The following is an 18,797-nucleotide window of genomic DNA, read 5'->3' on the forward strand; positions in this document are numbered from 1 at the left end:
GTCTGTCAGCGGAGCGCGTCAAAGCGTCGCGATATACCCCGTCAATCGATGGGACTGGTAGAATCGCCGCCGGTTCACATGAGGTTTTTCCATGCACGATCCCCACAGCGAACGCATGAGTGGCAGTGAGACCCGCGCAGCAAGCGGGCTGGCCCTGGTGTTCGCCTTCCGTATGCTTGGCATGTTCATGGTGTTGCCGGTACTGGCGACCTATGGGATGGATCTGGCAGGAGCGACCCCGGCCCTCATCGGACTGGCGATTGGCGCTTACGGCCTGACCCAGGCAATCTTTCAGATTCCTTTCGGCTTCATTTCCGACCGCATCGGCCGTCGTCCGGTGATTTACCTCGGGCTGATCATCTTCGCCCTCGGTAGCGTGCTGGCAGCCAATGCCGATTCGATCTGGGGCGTCATCGCCGGACGCATCCTGCAAGGCGCCGGGGCTATTTCCGCCGCAGTGATGGCGTTGCTTTCAGACCTGACCCGCGAGCAGCACCGGACCAAAGCCATGGCCATGATCGGCATGACGATTGGTCTGTCCTTCGCAGTGGCCATGGTTGTCGGGCCGCTGTTGACCCGCGCCTTCGGCCTGTCGGGGTTGTTCCTCGCCACGGGCGGCATGGCGCTGTTCGGCATCGTGATCGTCATGTTCATGGTGCCGCGTTCCACCGGACCGTTGCAGCACCGTGAGTCCGGCGTCGCCCGTTCGGCGCTGATGCCGACGCTAAAGCACCCGGACCTGCTGCGCCTGGACCTTGGCATTTTTGTGTTGCACGCGATGTTGATGTCGAGCTTCGTTGCATTGCCCCTGGCTCTGGTGCAAAAAGCCGGGCTGCCCAAAGAGCAGCACTGGTGGGTCTACCTCACCGCGCTGCTGATCTCCTTCTTCGCCATGATCCCGTTCATTATCTACGGCGAGAAGAAACGCAAAATGAAACGAGTTTTATTGGGCGCAGTGCTGACGCTGATGCTCACTGAGCTATTCTTCTGGCAGTTCGGCGACAGCCTGCGGGCTCTGGTGATCGGGACGGTGGTGTTCTTTACCGCGTTCAACTTGCTGGAAGCTTCGTTGCCATCGCTGATCAGCAAGGTTTCACCGGCGGGCGGCAAAGGCACGGCGATGGGGGTTTATTCCACCAGCCAGTTCCTCGGTTCGGCGCTGGGGGGGATCCTCGGCGGCTGGATGTTCCAGCACGGCGGTTTGTCGGTTGTATTCCTCGGATGCGCCGGCCTGGCTGCACTTTGGCTGGCCTTTGCTGTTACCATGCGCGAACCTCCCTACGTGACGAGTCTGCGCTTGCCGCTGTCGCCCGAGGCGATCCGCGAAGCGGGGTTGGTTGACCGCCTGAAGGCCGTCGTAGGGGTAACAGATGCGGTAATCGTTGCTGATGAAGCGGCGATTTACATCAAATTGGACACAGAACTATTGGATCGCACCACCCTTGAGCGCCTGGTGAACAACCCGGCCGGGGCAGCGTGCGTAGCCTAGGAGAACGTTATGGCCCGTGGGGTTAACAAAGTCATATTGGTCGGCACTTGCGGCCAGGATCCCGAAGTTCGCTACTTGCCTAACGGTAACGCCGTGACCAACCTGAGTCTGGCGACCAGCGAACAGTGGACCGACAAGCAAACCGGTCAGAAGGTCGAGAAGACTGAATGGCACCGTGTTTCGATGTTCGGCAAGGTGGCCGAGATCGCCGGTGAATACCTGCGTAAAGGTTCGCAGGTCTACATCGAAGGCAAGCTGCAGACCCGCGAGTGGGAAAAAGACGGTATCAAGCGTTACACCACCGAAATCGTGGTCGACATGCAAGGCACCATGCAACTGCTCGGCGGCCGTCCACAGCAGGGCGACCAACAAGGCGGGGGCAATAACTACCAGCAGTCCGCCCCGGCTCCACGCCAGCAGGCTCCGCGCCCGCAGCAGTCAGCACCGCAGCAGTCGCGTCAGGCTCCGCCTCCACAGCAGGCAGCGCCACAACCGGCTCCGGATTTCGACAGCTTTGATGACGATATCCCGTTCTGATCCGCAGTTTTTCAGAACCGTAGACAAAAAAAGCGAAGCCATATGGCTTCGCTTTTTTGTTGCCGCTGTTAACCGGCCAACGGGGTCACATTAGCCCGTGCCGAGTGCAGTTTCTTGTAGCTTTCGATCAACCGCAGGTGCCTGTCGAGCCCCTCCAGTTTGGTGCTGGTCGGCGTCAAACCATGGAAGCGTACACTGCCGTCCACCGAGCCGATCACTGCATCCATCCGTTCGTTACCAAACATCCGACGGAAATTGGCCTCGTAGTCTTCCAACTCCAGATCTTCGTCCAGCTTCATCTCCAGCACCGCGTTGACAGCTTGGTAGAACAAGCCGCGCTCAACCGTGTTGTCGTTGTACTGCAGAAACATCTCCACCGCCTCTTTGGCCTCTTCAAATTGCTGCAAGGCGAGATAAATCAGCAGTTTCAACTCCAGGATTGTCAGCTGACCCCAAACGGTATTGTCGTCAAACTCGATGCCGATCAGGGAGGTGATGTCGGTGTAGTCGTCCAGCTCACTTTCCACCAGACGCTCAGCCAGCGCTTGCAGTTCTTCGTCGTCCAGGCGATGCAGGTTCAGGATATCGGCGCGGAAGAACAGCGCTTTGTTGGTGTTATCCCAAATCAGGTCGTCCACGGGATAGATTTCCGAATAGTCCGGGACCAGGATGCGGCATGCCGTCGCGCCGATATGCTCGTAGACCGCCATGTACACTTCCTTGCCCATGCCTTCGAGAATGCCGAACAAGGTCGCGGCTTCCTCGGCATTCGAGTTTTCACCCTGGCCGGAGAAGTCCCACTCCACGAATTCGTAGTCCGACTTGGAACTGAAGAAGCGCCACGACACCACGCCGCTGGAATCGATGAAGTGCTCGACGAAGTTATTCGGCTCGGTCACCGCATGACCTTCAAACGTCGGCTGGGGCAAGTCGTTGAGGCCTTCGAAGCTTCGGCCCTGGAGCAATTCGGTCAGGCTGCGTTCCAGCGCCACTTCCAGGCTCGGGTGCGCGCCGAACGAGGCGAACACGCCGCCGGTACGCGGGTTCATCAACGTGACGCACATCACCGGGAATTCCCCCCCCAGGGACGCATCCTTCACCAATACGGGGAACCCTTGCTCTTCCAGCGCCTGTATACCGGCCTGTATTCCCGGGTACTTCGCCAGCACATCGGCGGGCACATCCGGCAGGGCAAATTCACCTTCGATGATTTCGCGTTTTACCGCGCGCTCGAAGATCTCCGACAGGCACTGCACCTGGGCTTCGGCCAGCGTGTTACCGGCACTCATGCCGTTGCTCAGGAACAGGTTTTCAATCAGGTTGGACGGGAAATACACCACTTCGCCGTCCGATTGGCGCACGTAGGGCAGCGCGCAGATGCCGCGTTCTTCATTGCCCGAGTTGGTGTCGATCAGGTGGGAACCACGCAACTCGCCGTCGCGGTTGTAAATCTTCAGGCAGTGCGCGTCGAGTATTTCGCTCGGCAGCTCATCTTTACGGCCAGGCTTGAACCAGCGTTCATCCGGGTAATGCACAAACGGCGCGTTGGCGATCTCTTCGCCCCAGAACTGGTCGTTGTAGAAGAAGTTGCAGTTGAGTCGCTCGATAAACTCGCCCAACGCCGACGCCAGCGCGCCTTCCTTGGTTGCTCCCTTGCCGTTGGTAAAACACATCGGCGAGTGCGCATCGCGGATATGCAGCGACCACACGTTGGGCACGATATTGCGCCACGAGGCGATTTCAATCTTCATGCCCAGGTCCGCCAGAATGGCCGACATATTGGCGATGGTCTGCTCCAGCGGCAGATCCTTGCCCGCAATATAGGTGCTCGCCTCTGAGGTAGAAGCAGGCATCAGCAACGCCTGCGCATCGGCGTCGAGGTTTTCCACCTCTTCGATCACAAACTCAGGCCCGGCTTGCACCACTTTTTTCACGGTGCAACGGTCGATGGAACGCAGGATGCCTTGGCGGTCCTTGTCGGAGATGTCCGCGGGCAACTCGACCTGGATCTTGAAAATCTGGTTGTAGCGGTTTTCCGGGTCAACAATGTTGTTCTGCGACAGGCGGATGTTTTCGGTGGGAATACTGCGAGTGTCGCAGTACAACTTCACGAAATACGCCGCACATAACGCCGATGACGCCAGGAAATAGTCGAACGGACCCGGCGCCGAGCCATCGCCCTTGTAGCGGATAGGTTGATCGGCCACCACCGTGAAGTCGTCGAACTTGGCTTCAAGTCGAAGGTTGTCGAGAAAGTTGACCTTGATTTCCATGGGGGATTACCAGAATAACGGCTAAACGAATGGCCGCCATTATCCGGCATTTCAGCCATAAGTCTTGCGGGCGTCTGTCGATATGTCCTCACCGGGCCTTTTTAGTGGGCGATGGAGCGGTCAGTCGAGTATCAGATGCGGCAAGAACCGGCTCGAATCCTTGGTGATCAAGCTGTTGTCCTCACGTACACCGATCCCCGCCGCCTGATCGCCGATTACCCAGGAGCCAATCAACGTAAAGCTGTCGCCGAACTGCGGAAGCGGCGCGAACTCCTGAAGGATAAACGGCGCATCGGTGTAGGGGCCGTCCTCTTTCACGATCAGGCCGTCAGCAGTTTGCAGCTCGATATTGGCACCTTCCCGGGAGAAGAACGGCTTGCGCACCCAGCCTTTTGGTACGGCTTTGCCCGGCTCGGTATCCAGGTGCGCCGCGAGCAGGTTTGGATGACCTTTGTTGAATTCCCACAACAGCGGCAGGATGCCTTTGTTGGAGATGATGGATTTCCAGGCCGGTTCGAAAAATTGCGTATCACTCTGGGCAATCGCTGCACCGAAGGGCTCGTGGAAGATGAACTCCCAGGCGTGCAGCTTGAACAGGTGAGGGATCCAGCGATCTTCGAGGTCGACGAAACGTCCGTCACTGGTCAGGCCGATGTCTTCGATATCGATGTGGCGTGATTCGATGCCGACCTTTTCCGCCACCAGCCGCAGGTAGTCGGTGGTGCCCTTGTCTTCGACCGAGTCTTTCATCGAGGCAAAATAGAAGGGTTGCTTGAGCTGCAATTGAGCGAAGGCCTGATGCAGTTTGGTGTCGATGCTGTTGAACTGGTCGGCATGCTTGGGCAGCAAGCCGCGTTCGATGCATTGCTCCAGCCAGCCCCACTGAAACGCCGCCGCCTCATACAGGCTGGTCGGCGTGTCGTAATTGAGTTCCAGCAACTTGGCGGGCCCGGTGCCGTTGTAGGAGAAATCCATGCGCCCGTACAGGTGCGGGTGACCTTCGAGCCATGAGGTGCGCACCATGTCGAAGAATGGCGCGGGAATGCTCAGGCGCTCCAGCAACTCCTCGCTCTGAACCACGCGGGCCACCAGGTCCATGCACATCCCATGGATCTCGGTGGTCGGGTCTTCGAGATCGTTCTCGATCTGCTTGAGCGAGAACTGGTAATACGCGCTCTCATCCCAGTAGGGTTCGTTGTCGATGGTGTGGAACAGAAAGCCGAGATTCTCGGCGGTCTGTTTCCAGTCAGGACGCTCTGCGCAATGGATCTTCTTCATGGCCCGGTTTCCTTAACTGCTCGATCCGCCGCCGCCCCAGCCGCTGCGTGCACTGGCCTTGCTGCCGAAGCCGCCACGGGAGGTGGACGAGGCAACGGAGACCGGCTTGCTGGTAGAAGAGCGAACCGAGTCGGCGTAGTTGCTGCTGCCGTACCTTGCCTGATTGGACTTGGTGAACGTCGAGCCCTTGGCAATCCGCTGGCTGAGCGTCGAGTTCGAGTAGCTGCCGCGGTCATCGCGATAGCGGTAGACCGGCTCGGAGTAGTAACTGTTGCGGTTGCTGCTCAGCATGTTGCCGATCAGCAGGCCGGTCAGCAGGCTGCTGGTGGAGAAGCCCGAGCCACCCGTGTTTGCCGCTTCCGAGGCGGGTAATTGAGCCTTGGCCGCGTCCACCTGGGATTGCGTCACCTGGCCATCAGCGGTCAGTTCGAAGCCGCCAAGCTTGGGGATGAACTTGCCGGCGGAATCCTGTTGGCACCAGTCGGCGACGAAGTCGGCATCGCAATCGGCCTGGCTGTCATACACCGGCGCAATGCGGCGATGCTCGGCCATGGCCGTCATGTAGGCGTCCGAGCACACGTCCACCGGGAGCTTTTCATCGGCACACTGCTGAACGGACTGGAAGTTGTACTTCTTCTGCACCGCGTAGGTTTTTTCCGTCGGCCCGCAGCCTGATATCGCCATGGCGACCGACGCTGCCAGCGAAAGCTGAACGTACTTGCTTCGTTTCATCGGGATCTCCGGGCGCAATCAGTTCTGGGAAGGAGTCATGCACGCGGCGTTCAACATGCCGACGCTGATGGCCACGGCTGCCACGTAGATGCCCGCCGCGATTTCACCTTTCTTGATGCGCTCGGAGGTGCCTTTGAGCACCAGGCTGGTGACCAGAAATGCCAGCAATTGAACGAGGGCTGCGATGACTGCCCAGACCACGAAGTCGAGGATGCTGATCGAGTACGCAATCACGTTGCTCGCCGGAATGGCGAAACCGATGATGGCCCCGCCGAGGGCGATCGCAGCGGCTACGTTGCCGGAACGGATCAGTTCGAATTCCTTGTGCGGGGTGATGCGGGTGTAGATGAACTGGAACAGTGCGAACAATACCGCGGCGCCGAGGATGTACGAAACAAACCCGAACACGGCGGCTTTGTTCAAGGAGATAGAGAGTGCTTCTAGCATGGACTGCTTCCTTTTTTAGAACGTATTCAGGTCGGTTGTGTACAGCGAAATGCCCAGCGACGTGCTCAAGCTGATGGTGCCTTCGGCGTCTTCCTCAACGGAAAACAGCAGGAATTCCCGGCGGTCGGTCAGGCCGGTTTCGCGGGCGTACAGCATCGAACGGTGCTCGATGCCGTAGGACTCCTCCGGGTTTTTCAGCTGCTCGCTCAACGCCACCAATTCTGTCTGGCCATCCTCGGTGCCCCATTCGCGGGTGTATTCGACGCCGTTGTGGGTGTAGGTCGGCAGCCCGATCAGACTTTGCGGACCGGCCAATCGGCGCAACTCCGCTTCACTGCTGATGGTGATGTAACTGAGGTAATTGAACAGGATGACCGACTCAACCTGCCCGGCGATTTCGCCGGTGGTATGCACCTGCAGCCAGTAGTCTTCCTCGTTCATGTAGTAGCGTGACAGCCAGGTCGACTGCCCGAGATCGACGGTGCCGTTGCTCCAGATCTGCTGCGAGCCCGGGATGGTCACCGTGGTGTTGCCGTCGAGCAACAATTTCAGGGTGGTGTCGAACATCACGCCTTTGCCCAATGCCAGGTCCAGCGGACCGGTGACGGGCAGGGATTCGCTGGCGGTCCATTTCGACTCTGTCGTCGCGTTCGGGGCCTCAAGCCCCATCAACTGTTTAAACCATCCCATTGGAGATTTCCTTGAGGCGAGTGGAGGCGATGTAGAAGAGCTCGCCGCCCTCAACGCGTGTGGCGCCGGGCGGGTTGATCGACGGTTGTCGGGCGCCTTTGGCGCGATAGCCGATGAGCGTGGCGTTGTGATGTTCTTTCATCCGTGTGTACAGATCGCCAAACGTCGCTTCAAAGGCCTCGGGCAGTTTCATCAGGTATTGAGTGGCGCCCTGGCCCACGCACAGCAGTTCATTGATGACCACTGACGAGCCCGGATCCTGCGAGGCGCGCACCAACATCTCGATGGCCATGCTGGAAGTGCATTCCAGGCTGGGCGCGTAGGCGCTGGCGAGCGCAGCGATTTCACTGTCATTGAAGTGGGCGACCACATGCCCGACAGGCTGCAGTTGATTGACCGCCAGCACGGTGGCCAGGGTCAGGTCGTCTGAATGGGTTCGCACCAGAACGCGCTCGGCACCGGGAACGCCCGCGCGCAGCAACAAGGCCACGGAGGACAGGCTTTCACCTTTGATGAAGCTCGCTTTGCCCGGCATCGGGTTTTCTTCAAGGGTGCAATCGCAAATGACGATCAGGTTGTCGTTCGAGGTTTCGTCCTGGAGCAACAACTCAATGACCCGCTCGCTGGACGCGCCTTCCCAGCCGATGAGAACCGTATGGCCGACCTTGCCGGTGAAATCGCCTTTGCCCTTCATGCCTTTTCTCCATGCATCGATGACGCTGCTGGTGGTTTTGCCGATGGCTGCCGTCAGCAGCGCAATGCCCCCGAGCATGACCCAGGTGGCCACGAATATCCGTCCCGCCGCTGTCTGCGGCGCGAGATCGCCATAACCGACGGTGAGTGTGGTGGTCAGATAGAAGTAAGTAAACGTGGCGGGCGCGGTGAGGTGTTGTTCGCCCAATAACACCAGGCCCAGATACGCCGTGCTCAGGTGTACGCCCAAGGCAATGACCAGGCCTGCCCAGCCGAAACGGTGGAAGAGGGACGAGGCATACATGCGCAATAAAAGGAAAATCGACATTTCGTCCCTAACTCCGTGGGTACTTGTTCCTGGCGACGTCATCGCCTCGGCGTCTGACTGCGCAAGTGCGTTCAACCGGCGGCATTAAACCTGTTGCGCGGCGCCGAGAAAAGTACCTTGGCTGCAATAAATCCGGCGAGTGCACCAAACAGATGGCCTTCGAAGGAAACACCCTGGCGAGGCAGGAAGCCAAAAATCAGACCGCCGTAGAGCAGGGCCACGACGCCGGCTGTTATCAGGTTGCCCCAGCTCCTGTGGAACCAGGCGCGGGACAAGAGGTATGCCCACAGTCCGAACACCCAGCCGCTGGCGCCGATGTGTACGCCTGCAAAGCCGAACAGCCAGACCAGCGCGCCGCCCAGCAGAATAATGATCGCGCTGACCGCAATGAACCGGTTGAGTCCTTCGATGATGACCAGGGTACCCAGAATCAAAAAGGCAATCAGGTTCGCGCTCAGGTGCGCAAAGGAAGCGTGCAGGAATGGCGAGGTGATGATGCCGAGCAGACCGTGCACGGTTCTCGGGATCAAACCGAAGGCCATGAGGCTGTAGCCGGTCGCGACGTTGAACAGTTGCAACGCGACCATGAAGAGCGCCAGGCCTGCGATTGTCTTGAAACCCTTCAGGGCATCCATCCTTGACCTCGACAGTTGAATGTCTGTCAGTTCAGCACATTCCATGTAGAAGCGAGCCTGCTCGCGAAGGGGGAGTGTCAGTCGACATCAATGTTTTCTGACAAACCGCAATCGCTAGCAGGCTAGCTCCCACAGGTTATGCGTTCGACTCGAGAGTCGGTTATTCGGCCGATTTTTGCTTCAGGCGCTCCAGGATCGCATTGGCGCTGCCTGCGTCCGGGGTGATGCCGGCATCGCGCAGTTTGCGTTCCAGGTCAGTGCCCGTCGACGCATCGGCCAATTGGTCCTGGGCTTCCAGTTCAGCGGCGCGTTGCTGCTGCTTGGCCTGCAAACGGTTCAGCGTACCGACGGCGGTTTCCAGCTTGCCGTTGGCGCCGCCACTGGCAATCGAAGCGCTGACCTGGGCTTTCTGTACGCTTTCGCGCGCCTTGGCCATGTCCACTTGCTGGCGCAGGCTTTTGATGCGGCTTTCAGCCTTGGTGATGTCTTTGCGCATGTTTTCAGCGTAACCACCAAACTCGGTGGCCTGCTTTTGCTCGACGTCCAGCTCGTTGGTCAGGGTCGAAATGGCTTCGGCCACTTCCAGGGCCAGGTCTTCACGGTTGGCCTGGATGGCGGCCAGAGCCTTGGATTCCAGGTCCTTGATCTTGGCGTTGTACTCGCTGACGCGGTCAGCCGACAGTTTGTGCTTGGCCATGATGGTGACGAGCTCACGCTTGGCGTTGGCCAGGGCGCTGTCCGCATCGCGAATTTCCTGATCGAGGATGCGCAGGGCCTGTTGGTCGACGATCGATTCGCCGACTTCGTTGGCACCGCCACGCAGCGCGGTGAACAATTTGCTCCAGATGGACTGAGTCATTGGATATTTCCTGTTCCCGAATAATTAATTGAAGAAACGTTCGAAGGCTTCGCTGGCGCGCTGGACGTTGTCGACCAGGGTTTTGACCTCGGTCACGATGTTCGTCAGGCTGGAGTCGGAGCTCAGAGCGCCGAACATGTTGTAGACAATCTGCCCGTTCGGCATGGACTCGATACCGATCGAGGACAGCGGGAACATCTCCCGGCTGCGCAGCACGGCGTCATTGAAGGCCGGTACGTCATTGATGGACTCGATGTCGACCAGAACGGTGTCGACGATGATCTGTTCGCCCACCACCGCGATGTAAATCGGCAAGCCACCGAAGTCGTTCATTTCCAGCTTGATGCTGGACTCGGAGCCTTGAACGAGAGAAAGCGTGATGTCGTTTGAAACCACTTCGTCCAGGGCTTGAAGGGCGCTGAAGAGGCGGTCGATGTTCCAGTTTGTACCTGCGCTCATGTAATTCTCCGACATGAATGAGCCAGCCAGAATCGGTTGGCGAAGCTGTTTCTCCATCTGCTTGAGCAGGCTTCGGTTTTCGGGAAGCACCCAAGTCTCGTGTTTCACATAACCGGCGGCACCCAGGCCCGCGCGCATCTGCTTCATGTAAAAGCTCGATGGTTTTTTCGCGGACGGTTTGGAGCGCTCTCCCTTGCGGCTTGCCGAATCGGTATCGGGCCCTGTGGGAGGACTCGATGGAGAGCTGCTTTTCATGGGGCTGACCTCGTTGTGAAAAACTCACGCGTGAGAAACACTACAGGCAATTTTTGCCACGCTCAATAGCTCACGCGTGAGATTTCTTGTCATACATTTTCCGCTCCATGAAAAAGGCCCGCAGCGCTAAAACGCTGCGGGCCCTTTTTGGAATTTGATCAATACGTTATGTGGTTAGTGGTTAGCCGCCAGGAATTCATCAGTGGAAATCACGCTCGCATAGGCGAAACCCAGGGCCGACATGAAGGCGGCGTGAACATGGGCGGCGGACACCGTAACGCCGTTGAATTCCAGATCGCGTGAGGCGCAGGCGTCGTGGATCACCGTGACGGTGTAGCCAAAGTCCGCGGCGGCGCGGGTGATGCCGTCCACACACATGTGGCTCATGCTGCCAACGACCACCAATTCCTTGATGCCTTGCTCGTCGAGGATCGATTTCAGTTCGGTTTCACGAAACGAGTTGACGAAGTGCTTGAGCACCACCGGCTCATCGGCACGGTTCAGAACTTTGGGGTGCAGCTTCGCGCCTTCGGAACCCGGGGTGAAGAAGGGGGCTTCTTCGGAGGTGAATTCGTGGCGGATGTGCACCACCGAATCACCCGCGTCGCGAAACGCTTTGAGCAGACGGGCGGCGTTGTCGGCGGCAGCGTCGGCGCCGACCAGCGGCCACTTGCCTTGAGGGAAGTAGTCGTTTTGGATATCAACTACGATGAGTGATTGCTTGGCCATGCCTGATTCCTCGAAATGTGTGGGTTGGGCGTGGAAAGAAGTATTGTCCGTGGCAGGCCTTCCGAGGATTGGCCGCACCGACAATAGAAGGGGGAAAACTGACAATGGACGCAGAAAGGGCAATCGTCGAACTCGGCGTGCTGATTTATCCCGGCGCGCAGATGGCGGCGGTGCACGGGTTGACGGACCTGTTCGGGGTGGCGAACCGGATTGCCGCCGAGCATCAGGCTGCGCAATTGCCGCTGCTGCGGGTCAGCCATTGGCAAGTTGATGGCGAGCAGGCGCCCGAGCGGGTGTACGACAGTCATCCCGGGCCCGACCGCGCCTTGGTGGCGGTGTTGATTCCGCCATCGATTGCCGGATTTTCCGAAGGCCAGGCACCGCAGGCGTTGATCCACTGGATGCGTCAGCAACACGCCCGGGGCGCGACCCTCGGCGGCGTCTGCGTGGGCTCGATTCTACTGGCGGAAAGCGGCTTGCTTGACGGCCGCAGCGCCACCACCCACTGGACCTCGGCCAAAACCTTCGCCGAGCGTTACCCGGCCATCAAGCTCAAGGCGGATACCCCTATCGTCGACGACGGCGACCTGATCACCACCGCCGGGTTGATGGCCTGGTCCGAGTTGGGGTTGCGGCTGGTCGACCGCCTGCTCGGCCCGAGCATTGCCACCGGCACCGCGCGTTTTCTGGTGGTGGAACACAGCGACAGCGCGAGTGAGTGCGGCAGCAATTTTTCACCGATTCTCAGCCACGGCGATGCGGCGATTCTCAAGGTTCAGCACTGGCTGCAAAGCACCGGGGCCACCGATGTATCGCTGACGGCGATGGCCGAGCGGGCGGGGCTGGAAGAGCGCACGTTCCTGCGCCGTTTCCGTGCAGCGACCGGGTTGAAACCCACCGAGTACTGCCAGCATCTGCGGGTCGGCAAGGCGCGGGAAATGCTTGAATTCACCAACGGCACCATCGATCACATTGCGTGGACCGTGGGTTATCAAGACCCCGGTGCGTTTCGCGCGACCTTCAAGAAAATCACCGGGCTGGCGCCAAGTGATTACCGGGCGCGGTTTGGCGTGACGCCGGGTGCAGCTGTCGCGCGGTAGCCAGATCACCGCCAAGCCAAATGTGGGAGCGAGCCTGCTCGCGAAGGCGCAATGTCAGTGACTTAGATGCAGGCTGACCCACGCCGAATTCGCGAGCAGGCTCTCTCCCGCATTGGCTCAGTGCAAGGCTTGGTCGTGCAAAATGCAGGGGTAGAAAAACCCTTCGTGCAGAATAAAACAGGCTCAGTGCCATCACCTTCGCAGCAACTGCCTGATTAGAAACCCGTTTCTATCCAACCCTCAATGGCTTGATCTCTGCACCCCTTCAACTACATTCATCAAAAGCCGATTGAAGGGGGACGCATGACCCCAACAAACCGCAAGAAACTGGTAGTCGCCCACTCAGTCCGCCCCGAGGCGCCCCAGCACGAAGTCGACACCAATCACGCGCTGGCCCGTTGGCTGGCGCACATCCTGGGGCTCAAGTTCGGTGGCAGCTACGACCCCGGACTTCACAAGGCCCGAGATCTTTATCTCTTGCCGACCCAGACCCTGGTCGGCGTCGCTGCCGCCCGGGCATTGGGCGTCACCGGGCCGGAAGATCTGTGGGGCGGTTACGTCGACCACGATTTCATCTGCACCAAAGCCATCAGCCACGGGTTGCGCAATCAACATGCGCACGCCCCGCAAGGCTGGTCTCCGTTGTTTTCCGAGCGTGTGCGCAACGTCGTGCTCGATGGCCTCAGCGTGTTCTCGCTCGACGATGCGCGGCCGGCCGCAGAGCATTTGCTTTACACCGGCCCGATCCGCATCAAGCCGATTCATGCCTGCGCCGGACGTGGGCAGGAAGTGATCAAAAGCCTCGACCAGTTCGACGCCGTTCTGGCTCGCCCCGATGCCAGGGCACTGTTCAGCGAAGGCGTGGTGCTTGAACAGGATCTCGACAACGTCGTCACCCACAGTGTTGGCCAGAGTTTTATCGGCGATAAGGTGCTGAGTTATTGCGGTGATCAATACTTGACCGAAGACGGTCAGGGCGAGCAGGTTTATGGAGGTTCCAATCTGCTGGTGGTGCAGGGGTATTACGAAGACCTGCTGAAACTGGACCTGCCTGACGATGTGCAACTGGCGATCCGGCAAGCGCAAGTGTTCGACAGCGCCGCGGACGAGGCCTATCCCGGTTTTTACGCCTCGCGCCGCAACTATGACATCGCCCAAGGCCTGGACAGCAGTGGCAAACAGCGCAGCGGCGTGCTCGAACAGTCCTGGCGCATGGGCGGTGCCAGCAGCGCCGAAGTGGCCGCGTTGCAGAGCTTCGTCAACAACCCGGGGATGCGCGCGATTCGCGTGTCTTCAGTGGAAACCTACATCGACCAACCGCTGCCGCCGGACGCCATTGAGGTGTATCGCGGGCCCGCGGAAAACAGTGACTTTCTTCTCAAGTACGTGACGGTCAAATCCTATGACGGCTAGAAGCGAAACCATTCAGATCGACATCGACGATGAACAGATGAGCGGGACCTTTCTGAGCCCCAAATCGAAAGTCCCCGGCGTGTTGTTTGTGCACGGTTGGGGCGGCAGCCAGGAGCGGGACCTGGAGCGGGCCAAAGGCATCGCCGGTCTGGGATGCGTGTGCCTGACGTTCGACTTGCGCGGGCACACCGGCGGCACCGGCATCCCGCTTACTCGCGTAACGCGCGAAGACAACCTGCGCGACCTGCTGGCGGCATACGACCGCTTGCTCGCCCACCCGGCGCTCGACACCTCCGCCATTGCTGTGGTCGGCACCAGTTATGGCGGTTATCTGGCCTCGATACTGACTTCATTGCGCCCGGTGCGCTGGCTGGCGCTGCGGGTGCCGGCGCTGTATCGCGACGATCAATGGCATACGCCCAAGCGTGAACTGGACAAGGCTGATTTGCGCGATTACCGCAACACGCTGGTACGCGCCGACAGCAATCGTGCGCTGCATGCGTGCTCGCAATTCACCGGGGATGTGCTGCTCGTGGAGTCCGAGACCGACGACTATGTGCCTCACGCGACGATCATGAGCTACCGCGCTGCGTGCCAGCAGACGCATTCGCTGACGCACCGGATCATTGACGGCGCCGACCATGCGTTGAGCGAGCCGGTGTCGCAACAGGCCTACACCTCGATCCTGGTGGACTGGATTACCGAGATGGTCGTGGGTGAGCGGTTGAGCATTATTCAGTCGAAATGAGTGGTGGGTTTGCGGACGCTTTCGAAGGCTTGCCCGCGAAAGCGTCATCCGCCTCCCCAACAATCTCAGGAAGGTTTCTTGGCAATCCGCAGCGACTTCGCCTTGGCCTCCACCACCAGATACATCACCAACGTAATCAGCAACGGCAAGATGAAATAGATCGCCCGATAAGCCAGCAACCCCGCCACCAGGCTCCCCCGCGACGCTTCATGTTGCAGCAGTGCCACAAACACCGCCTCCAACACACCCAACCCGGCCGGAATGTGCGTGATCACCCCGGCAATCGCACTGATCAGCAACACGCCCAGCACCAATGGGTAATCCAGCTTGCTCGGCAGCAACGTGAAGATCACCGCCGCCATCAGCGACCAGTTCAGCGCTCCGAGGGCCAGTTGCAGCATCGCCATGCGCAAGGACGGCAGGTTGATTTCCACCCCGCGTATCGCCCATTCCCGACGTTTGGAGAACTGGCACGCCGCCAGATATCCCGCGCTCACCAGGAGTAACAACACGCCCACAACTTGCAAGGCACCGCTGCTCAACTTCCAGCCCGGCGGCATTCTGACCAGTCCGCTGCTGAACACGGCGCCCGCAATCACCATGTAGCCGAACCAGTTGGTCGCCAGGCTCAGCCCGAGGATTTTCGCGATGTTGCTTTTGCTCACCCCTAGCCGCGAATACAGGCGATAACGCATGGCAATCCCGCCGACCCACGCGCTCAGGTTCAGGTTGAAGGCGTAGCTGATGATCCCCACCGGCAGGATCTGTTTCCAGGTCAGGTCCTGGCGGATGTAGGTGCGGCCGATCAGATCAAAACAGGCATACACCAGAAAACTCACCAGCGTCAGGCCGGACGCAATGATCAGCGTGCGCACCTTGAAATTGGCCAGGGTGTGGAACACTTCGTCCCATTCGATGCGCTGGGCAAGCATCGTCAGCAGCACGATCAGCGCCAGGAAAAACAGCATCGTCAGCGGTTTTTTCCAGCGGCTCCAGCGTGTCTTCTTTTCCGGGACAGGTGTTGTGCTGCCGTCTTGAGGTGCCGAGTGCGCTTCAACGCGGTTCATGGTGGTCACTCCCGGCCGGATGGGTGAAGGGTTTCAGGCGTGGTTTATGCGCAGGCAGCCAACCGGCCCATGCCGGGAAGTGACGCAGGAAGTGAAACACCAGAAAGCCGACGGTCATGTGCCAGATCCTTCCGCGCGGCGACGTGTCCGCTGACATGGCTTTGCAGTGGTTATTGCTCAGCACCTCAAGCCGTTCGAACAGATCTTGGTTGAAGGCTCGGTCGCGGATCAACACGTTGGCTTCCAGGTTCATCGACAGGCTTAACGGGTCGAGATTGCTTGAGCCGACGGTGCTCCAGTCCTCATCCACCAGCGCGACTTTGCCGTGCAGCGGGCGTTCGCAATATTCGAAGATCTGCACGCCCGACTTGAGCAAATAGTCGTAGGTCATGCGCGCAGCCAGTTTGGCCACCATCATGTCCGGTTGCCCCTGCAGAATCAGGCGCACGTCGACGCCACGACGAGCGGCGTTGCGGATTTCGCGCAGCAAGCGGTAACCCGGAAAGAAATAGGCGTTGGCGATCACGACCCGGCGTTGGGCGCTTCGCAGCACCTGAAGGTAAACCTCTTCGATATCCGTCCGGTGGTCACCGTTGTCGCGGTACACCAGGCGAACCTGGCCGTCGTGGTCGCTGAAGGCCAGTTCCGAGCGTCGCTGCCGGCGGCGTTGCCACCAGTATTTGGCGCGGGCCGGGCGGCCACATTGCAGCAGCGCGAAGTGATGGATATCGGCCACCGCCGGGCCTTGCACTTCAACCGAGTAATCCTGCTTGGCCTCGGGGCCGAAATCGGCCAGATGGTCGGCGGAAAAGTTGATCCCGCCGATGAACGCAATCGTGCCGTCCACCACCACGATCTTGCGGTGCAGACGTCGGAACCAGTTGGTGCGGATCCCCAGAAGCTTGGGCGCCGGATCGAATATTTGCAGGCGAACGCCGGCCTCGCTCAACGTTGCGAGATAGCCGTTGCTCAACTCGCCACAGCCAAACCCGTCGAGGCTGACGGTGACCCGTACACCGCGTTGCGCGGCTTCGACCAGCACTTGCTGCAGCTCGTTGCCGACCTTGTCCTCGAACACAATGAAGGTTTCCAGGAGTATTTCAGTCTTGGCCTGGCGCATGGCCTCAAACACTCGCGGGAAATAGGCTTCGCCGTTTTCCAGCATTTCCACGAGGTTGTTGCCCTGCCAGCCGTATTCGACGTCGACCACGCCGGGCTCACGCACCGGCGGGGTAGTCGGCACGTGTTCAACGGTGGCTTTTTCCATCGGGGCGCTGCTCATAGCTCGATCTCCACCGACAGCGGTGCGTGGTCGGAAAGGTGTGACCAGGGACGTGCCGCCAGCACTTGCGGACGGCTGGCCTTGAGGTTGCGCACATAGATGCGGTCCAGGCGTAGCGCTGGGAGTCGCGCTGGAAAACTGCGCGCCGGTTTGCCGTGGTGCTCGGCGAATACCTCGCGCAGGCCACAGGGCTTGAGCAACGCATCGGCACGCTGGCGCCAGTCGTTGAAGTCGCCGGCGACAATCACCGGGGCGTCGACCGGAAGGAATTCGAGCCGTCGCGCCAGCAACTTCAGCTGTTCCGTGCGGTGGCTCTCACGCAGCCCCAGATGCACGCAAATGGCGTGCACTTCCAGGCCATCGCCCGGCAGGCGCAGCACGCAATGCAGGATGCCGCGGTTCTCATGGCCGCTGATCGAGACGTCGAGGTTGTCATGGCGAATGATCTGGAACTTCGACAGCAGCGCATTACCGTGATCACCCGCCGGGTACACCGCGTTGCGGCCGTAGGCAAATTGTGGCCACAGCGTGTCGGCGAGGAATTCGTACTGCGGCATCGTCGGCCAGTTGCTGTAGCGCTGCGGATGGTCCTCGTGGGTGCCGTGGACTTCCTGCAAAAACACCACATCGGCGGATATGCTGCGCACTGCTTCGCGCAATTCCGGCAGGATGAAACGCCGATTGAGCGCGGTGAACCCCTTGTGGGTGTTGACCGTCAGTACGGTGAAACGGCGCACGGCGGTGATGACGGGTTGCTGTTCGTCGGTACTGCCGACCGGTTCGGAAATACTCATGACAGCACTCCTTCGGCGACCGGTTCACCGGGACGGGTGGCGAGGTCTTTGTCGAGGTGGAAGTGCTCAAGCAAACGCCGCGCATCGAAAGGCGCGCGGACTTTGATGTCGTTGTCGAAATAGCAGAACACTTCCCGGGACTTGCGTGCTTTCGGCTTTTGCCCAGGTGCAATCAGCTGCGGATCGGCCGGTTGCTGGCCATGGTTCCAGGCGTCGATCCGTTCGCCCCAGCGTTCCAGCGCCTCAGGGGTGTAGCCGCTGGCGTAGAGTTCTTCGGCACCGTGCAGGCGCAGATAGACGAAATCACTGGTGACGTCTTCGCGGTACGGCCATTTCCCGGCGGTATCGGCGATAACCAAGGCCACGTTGTAGCGCTTGAGCAGGCGCACGAATGCTGGATCAATAAAGCTCTCGTTTCTGATTTCAACGGCGTGGCGCAGCGGCTTTTTCTTGTACGCCTTCATGCTGGCGGGGCCGTGCAGGTGCGAATCGTGCTGGCGGGCGAGGGCGGCTGCTTGCTGGGTGTCGTGGGGTAATTGCTTGAGGAAGCTTTCGAACAACTCGACATCGAATTTGAAGTTGGGCGGAAACTGCCAGAGGATCGGGCCGAGTTTCTCTTTCAGCTCCAGGATCCCGGAGGCAAAGAAATTCGCCAGCGGTGTATGAATGTCCCGCAGACGCTTGATGTGGGTGATGAAACGTGGGGCTTTGACGCTGAACACGAAGTCCGCCGGGGTTTCGGCGTACCATTGGGCGTAACGCTCAGGCCGTTGCAGGGCGTAAAACGATCCATTGATTTCGATGCTGTTGACCGCCCGGGACGCAAATTGCAATTCGCGCTTCTGGGTCAGCCCCTTCGGGTAGAAACCTCCCCGCCAGGGTGTGTAGCGCCAGCCTGAAATACCAATGTGAATCGCCGCCATGTCGCCTCCCGTCTAATGGTCCTCGGTTGCCTCTGTCTTTTGATGACCGTGGGGCAACCGAGAAAG

The 18,797-nt window shown here is 59.6% G+C and carries 19 protein-coding genes; 5 read left to right on the plus strand and 14 right to left on the minus strand.

Translation table 11 applies throughout. The annotated features are described in order from the left end of the window. The first annotated feature begins 91 nt into the window (after positions 1-91). Both AC1ROI_RS15935 and AC1ROI_RS15940 read left to right on the plus strand, forming a co-directional pair. On the plus strand, positions 92-1,489 hold the full coding sequence (locus AC1ROI_RS15935) for an MFS transporter (RefSeq protein ID WP_010467280.1): 1,398 nt from the start codon (positions 92-94) through the stop codon (positions 1,487-1,489). 9 nt (positions 1,490-1,498) lie between these two features. Then, complete coding sequence (locus AC1ROI_RS15940) at positions 1,499-2,026, plus strand: single-stranded DNA-binding protein (protein ID WP_010467282.1); 528 nt, start codon at positions 1,499-1,501, stop codon at positions 2,024-2,026. 68 nt (positions 2,027-2,094) lie between these two features. Here the strand turns inward: AC1ROI_RS15940 and AC1ROI_RS15945 are convergent, their stop codons facing one another. The 10 genes from AC1ROI_RS15945 to AC1ROI_RS15990 form a co-directional block, all read right to left on the minus strand. Then, a complete protein-coding gene (locus tag AC1ROI_RS15945) occupies positions 2,095-4,299 on the minus strand; it encodes an OsmC domain/YcaO domain-containing protein (protein ID WP_102593799.1) in 2,205 nt (734 codons plus the stop codon). A 120-nt stretch (positions 4,300-4,419) separates the two neighbouring features. After that, on the minus strand, positions 4,420-5,577 hold the full coding sequence (locus AC1ROI_RS15950; RefSeq protein ID WP_010467286.1) for a glutathionylspermidine synthase family protein: 1,158 nt from the start codon (positions 5,575-5,577) through the stop codon (positions 4,420-4,422). Positions 5,578-5,589: 12 nt separating this feature from the next. Beyond that, on the minus strand, positions 5,590-6,309 hold the full coding sequence (locus AC1ROI_RS15955; protein WP_010467288.1) for a DUF1190 domain-containing protein: 720 nt from the start codon (positions 6,307-6,309) through the stop codon (positions 5,590-5,592). Positions 6,310-6,327: 18 nt separating this feature from the next. Further along, a complete protein-coding gene (locus tag AC1ROI_RS15960) occupies positions 6,328-6,756 on the minus strand; it encodes a DUF350 domain-containing protein (RefSeq protein WP_010467290.1) in 429 nt (142 codons plus the stop codon). A gap of 15 nt (positions 6,757-6,771) precedes the next feature. Continuing rightward, positions 6,772-7,446 carry a DUF2491 family protein gene (locus AC1ROI_RS15965; protein WP_077749254.1) on the minus strand — a complete coding sequence of 225 codons (675 nt, stop codon included), beginning with the start codon at positions 7,444-7,446 and terminating at the stop codon, positions 6,772-6,774. Continuing rightward, positions 7,433-8,467: an ion channel gene (locus tag AC1ROI_RS15970; protein ID WP_102593800.1), complete on the minus strand. Its 1,035-nt coding sequence runs from the start codon at positions 8,465-8,467 to the stop codon at positions 7,433-7,435. The genes AC1ROI_RS15965 and AC1ROI_RS15970 overlap by 14 nt, the downstream gene beginning before the upstream one ends. Before the next feature lie 71 nt (positions 8,468-8,538). Next, a complete protein-coding gene (locus tag AC1ROI_RS15975) occupies positions 8,539-9,102 on the minus strand; it encodes a rhomboid family intramembrane serine protease (protein WP_077749252.1) in 564 nt (187 codons plus the stop codon). A gap of 160 nt (positions 9,103-9,262) precedes the next feature. Further along, entirely contained in the window at positions 9,263-9,961 is a 699-nt protein-coding gene (locus AC1ROI_RS15980) for a PspA/IM30 family protein (RefSeq protein WP_010467296.1), read from the minus strand. Positions 9,962-9,985: 24 nt separating this feature from the next. Beyond that, complete coding sequence (locus tag AC1ROI_RS15985) at positions 9,986-10,567, minus strand: YjfI family protein (RefSeq protein WP_010467297.1); 582 nt, start codon at positions 10,565-10,567, stop codon at positions 9,986-9,988. Between the two features lie 282 nt (positions 10,568-10,849). Beyond that, positions 10,850-11,404 (minus strand): cysteine hydrolase family protein, encoded by a 555-nt coding sequence (locus AC1ROI_RS15990; protein WP_102593801.1) that lies wholly within the window; start codon positions 11,402-11,404, stop codon positions 10,850-10,852. Positions 11,405-11,508: 104 nt separating this feature from the next. On the opposite strand from AC1ROI_RS15990, the gene AC1ROI_RS15995 reads away from it, so the two are divergent. The 3 genes from AC1ROI_RS15995 to AC1ROI_RS16005 all read left to right on the plus strand — a co-directional run bounded on the left by AC1ROI_RS15995 (position 11,509) and on the right by AC1ROI_RS16005 (position 14,665). Further along, on the plus strand, positions 11,509-12,504 hold the full coding sequence (locus AC1ROI_RS15995; RefSeq protein ID WP_102593802.1) for a GlxA family transcriptional regulator: 996 nt from the start codon (positions 11,509-11,511) through the stop codon (positions 12,502-12,504). 303 nt (positions 12,505-12,807) lie between these two features. Next, positions 12,808-13,917: a DUF3182 family protein gene (locus AC1ROI_RS16000; RefSeq protein WP_102593803.1), complete on the plus strand. Its 1,110-nt coding sequence runs from the start codon at positions 12,808-12,810 to the stop codon at positions 13,915-13,917. After that, on the plus strand, positions 13,907-14,665 hold the full coding sequence (locus tag AC1ROI_RS16005; protein ID WP_010467301.1) for an alpha/beta hydrolase family protein: 759 nt from the start codon (positions 13,907-13,909) through the stop codon (positions 14,663-14,665). Before AC1ROI_RS16000 ends, AC1ROI_RS16005 begins: the two co-directional genes overlap by 11 nt. Before the next feature lie 65 nt (positions 14,666-14,730). On the opposite strand, the gene AC1ROI_RS16010 is transcribed toward AC1ROI_RS16005, so the two are convergent. From AC1ROI_RS16010 to AC1ROI_RS16025, 4 genes are read right to left on the minus strand one after another with little or no spacing between them, the layout of a single operon-like run. Beyond that, positions 14,731-15,732 (minus strand): lysylphosphatidylglycerol synthase domain-containing protein, encoded by a 1,002-nt coding sequence (locus AC1ROI_RS16010; RefSeq protein WP_102593804.1) that lies wholly within the window; start codon positions 15,730-15,732, stop codon positions 14,731-14,733. After that, on the minus strand, positions 15,719-17,014 hold the full coding sequence (clsB, locus tag AC1ROI_RS16015; protein WP_083375656.1) for a cardiolipin synthase ClsB: 1,296 nt from the start codon (positions 17,012-17,014) through the stop codon (positions 15,719-15,721). The genes AC1ROI_RS16010 and clsB overlap by 14 nt, the downstream gene beginning before the upstream one ends. Next, on the minus strand, positions 17,011-17,808 hold the full coding sequence (locus AC1ROI_RS16020; RefSeq protein WP_102593805.1) for an endonuclease/exonuclease/phosphatase family protein: 798 nt from the start codon (positions 17,806-17,808) through the stop codon (positions 17,011-17,013). The genes clsB and AC1ROI_RS16020 overlap by 4 nt, the downstream gene beginning before the upstream one ends. Beyond that, positions 17,805-18,731, minus strand: a complete 927-nt coding sequence (locus AC1ROI_RS16025) for a DUF72 domain-containing protein (RefSeq protein WP_010467306.1) — start codon at positions 18,729-18,731, stop codon at positions 17,805-17,807. Before AC1ROI_RS16025 ends, AC1ROI_RS16020 begins: the two co-directional genes overlap by 4 nt. Between the last annotated feature and the right edge of the window lie 66 nt (positions 18,732-18,797).

Source organism: Pseudomonas sp. GW823-FHT02C02, assembly GCF_058797635.1.

Excerpts from the sequence above, each read along its gene's own strand:
- AC1ROI_RS15935 (WP_010467280.1), top strand. The coding sequence starts at position 92 with ATGCACGATCCCCACAGCGAACGCATGAGTGGCAGTGAGACCCGCGCA.
- AC1ROI_RS15940 (WP_010467282.1), top strand. The coding sequence starts at position 1,499 with ATGGCCCGTGGGGTTAACAAAGTCATATTGGTCGGCACTTGCGGCCAG.
- AC1ROI_RS15945 (WP_102593799.1), bottom strand. The coding sequence starts at position 4,299 with ATGGAAATCAAGGTCAACTTTCTCGACAACCTTCGACTTGAAGCCAAG.
- AC1ROI_RS15950 (WP_010467286.1), bottom strand. The coding sequence starts at position 5,577 with ATGAAGAAGATCCATTGCGCAGAGCGTCCTGACTGGAAACAGACCGCC.
- AC1ROI_RS15955 (WP_010467288.1), bottom strand. The coding sequence starts at position 6,309 with ATGAAACGAAGCAAGTACGTTCAGCTTTCGCTGGCAGCGTCGGTCGCC.
- AC1ROI_RS15960 (WP_010467290.1), bottom strand. The coding sequence starts at position 6,756 with ATGCTAGAAGCACTCTCTATCTCCTTGAACAAAGCCGCCGTGTTCGGG.
- AC1ROI_RS15965 (WP_077749254.1), bottom strand. The coding sequence starts at position 7,446 with ATGGGATGGTTTAAACAGTTGATGGGGCTTGAGGCCCCGAACGCGACG.
- AC1ROI_RS15970 (WP_102593800.1), bottom strand. The coding sequence starts at position 8,467 with ATGTCGATTTTCCTTTTATTGCGCATGTATGCCTCGTCCCTCTTCCAC.
- AC1ROI_RS15975 (WP_077749252.1), bottom strand. The coding sequence starts at position 9,102 with ATGGATGCCCTGAAGGGTTTCAAGACAATCGCAGGCCTGGCGCTCTTC.
- AC1ROI_RS15980 (WP_010467296.1), bottom strand. The coding sequence starts at position 9,961 with ATGACTCAGTCCATCTGGAGCAAATTGTTCACCGCGCTGCGTGGCGGT.
- AC1ROI_RS15985 (WP_010467297.1), bottom strand. The coding sequence starts at position 10,567 with ATGAAGCAGATGCGCGCGGGCCTGGGTGCCGCCGGTTATGTGAAACAC.
- AC1ROI_RS15990 (WP_102593801.1), bottom strand. The coding sequence starts at position 11,404 with ATGGCCAAGCAATCACTCATCGTAGTTGATATCCAAAACGACTACTTC.
- AC1ROI_RS15995 (WP_102593802.1), top strand. The coding sequence starts at position 11,509 with ATGGACGCAGAAAGGGCAATCGTCGAACTCGGCGTGCTGATTTATCCC.
- AC1ROI_RS16000 (WP_102593803.1), top strand. The coding sequence starts at position 12,808 with ATGACCCCAACAAACCGCAAGAAACTGGTAGTCGCCCACTCAGTCCGC.
- AC1ROI_RS16005 (WP_010467301.1), top strand. The coding sequence starts at position 13,907 with ATGACGGCTAGAAGCGAAACCATTCAGATCGACATCGACGATGAACAG.
- AC1ROI_RS16010 (WP_102593804.1), bottom strand. The coding sequence starts at position 15,732 with ATGAACCGCGTTGAAGCGCACTCGGCACCTCAAGACGGCAGCACAACA.
- clsB (WP_083375656.1), bottom strand. The coding sequence starts at position 17,014 with ATGAGCAGCGCCCCGATGGAAAAAGCCACCGTTGAACACGTGCCGACT.
- AC1ROI_RS16020 (WP_102593805.1), bottom strand. The coding sequence starts at position 17,808 with ATGAGTATTTCCGAACCGGTCGGCAGTACCGACGAACAGCAACCCGTC.
- AC1ROI_RS16025 (WP_010467306.1), bottom strand. The coding sequence starts at position 18,731 with ATGGCGGCGATTCACATTGGTATTTCAGGCTGGCGCTACACACCCTGG.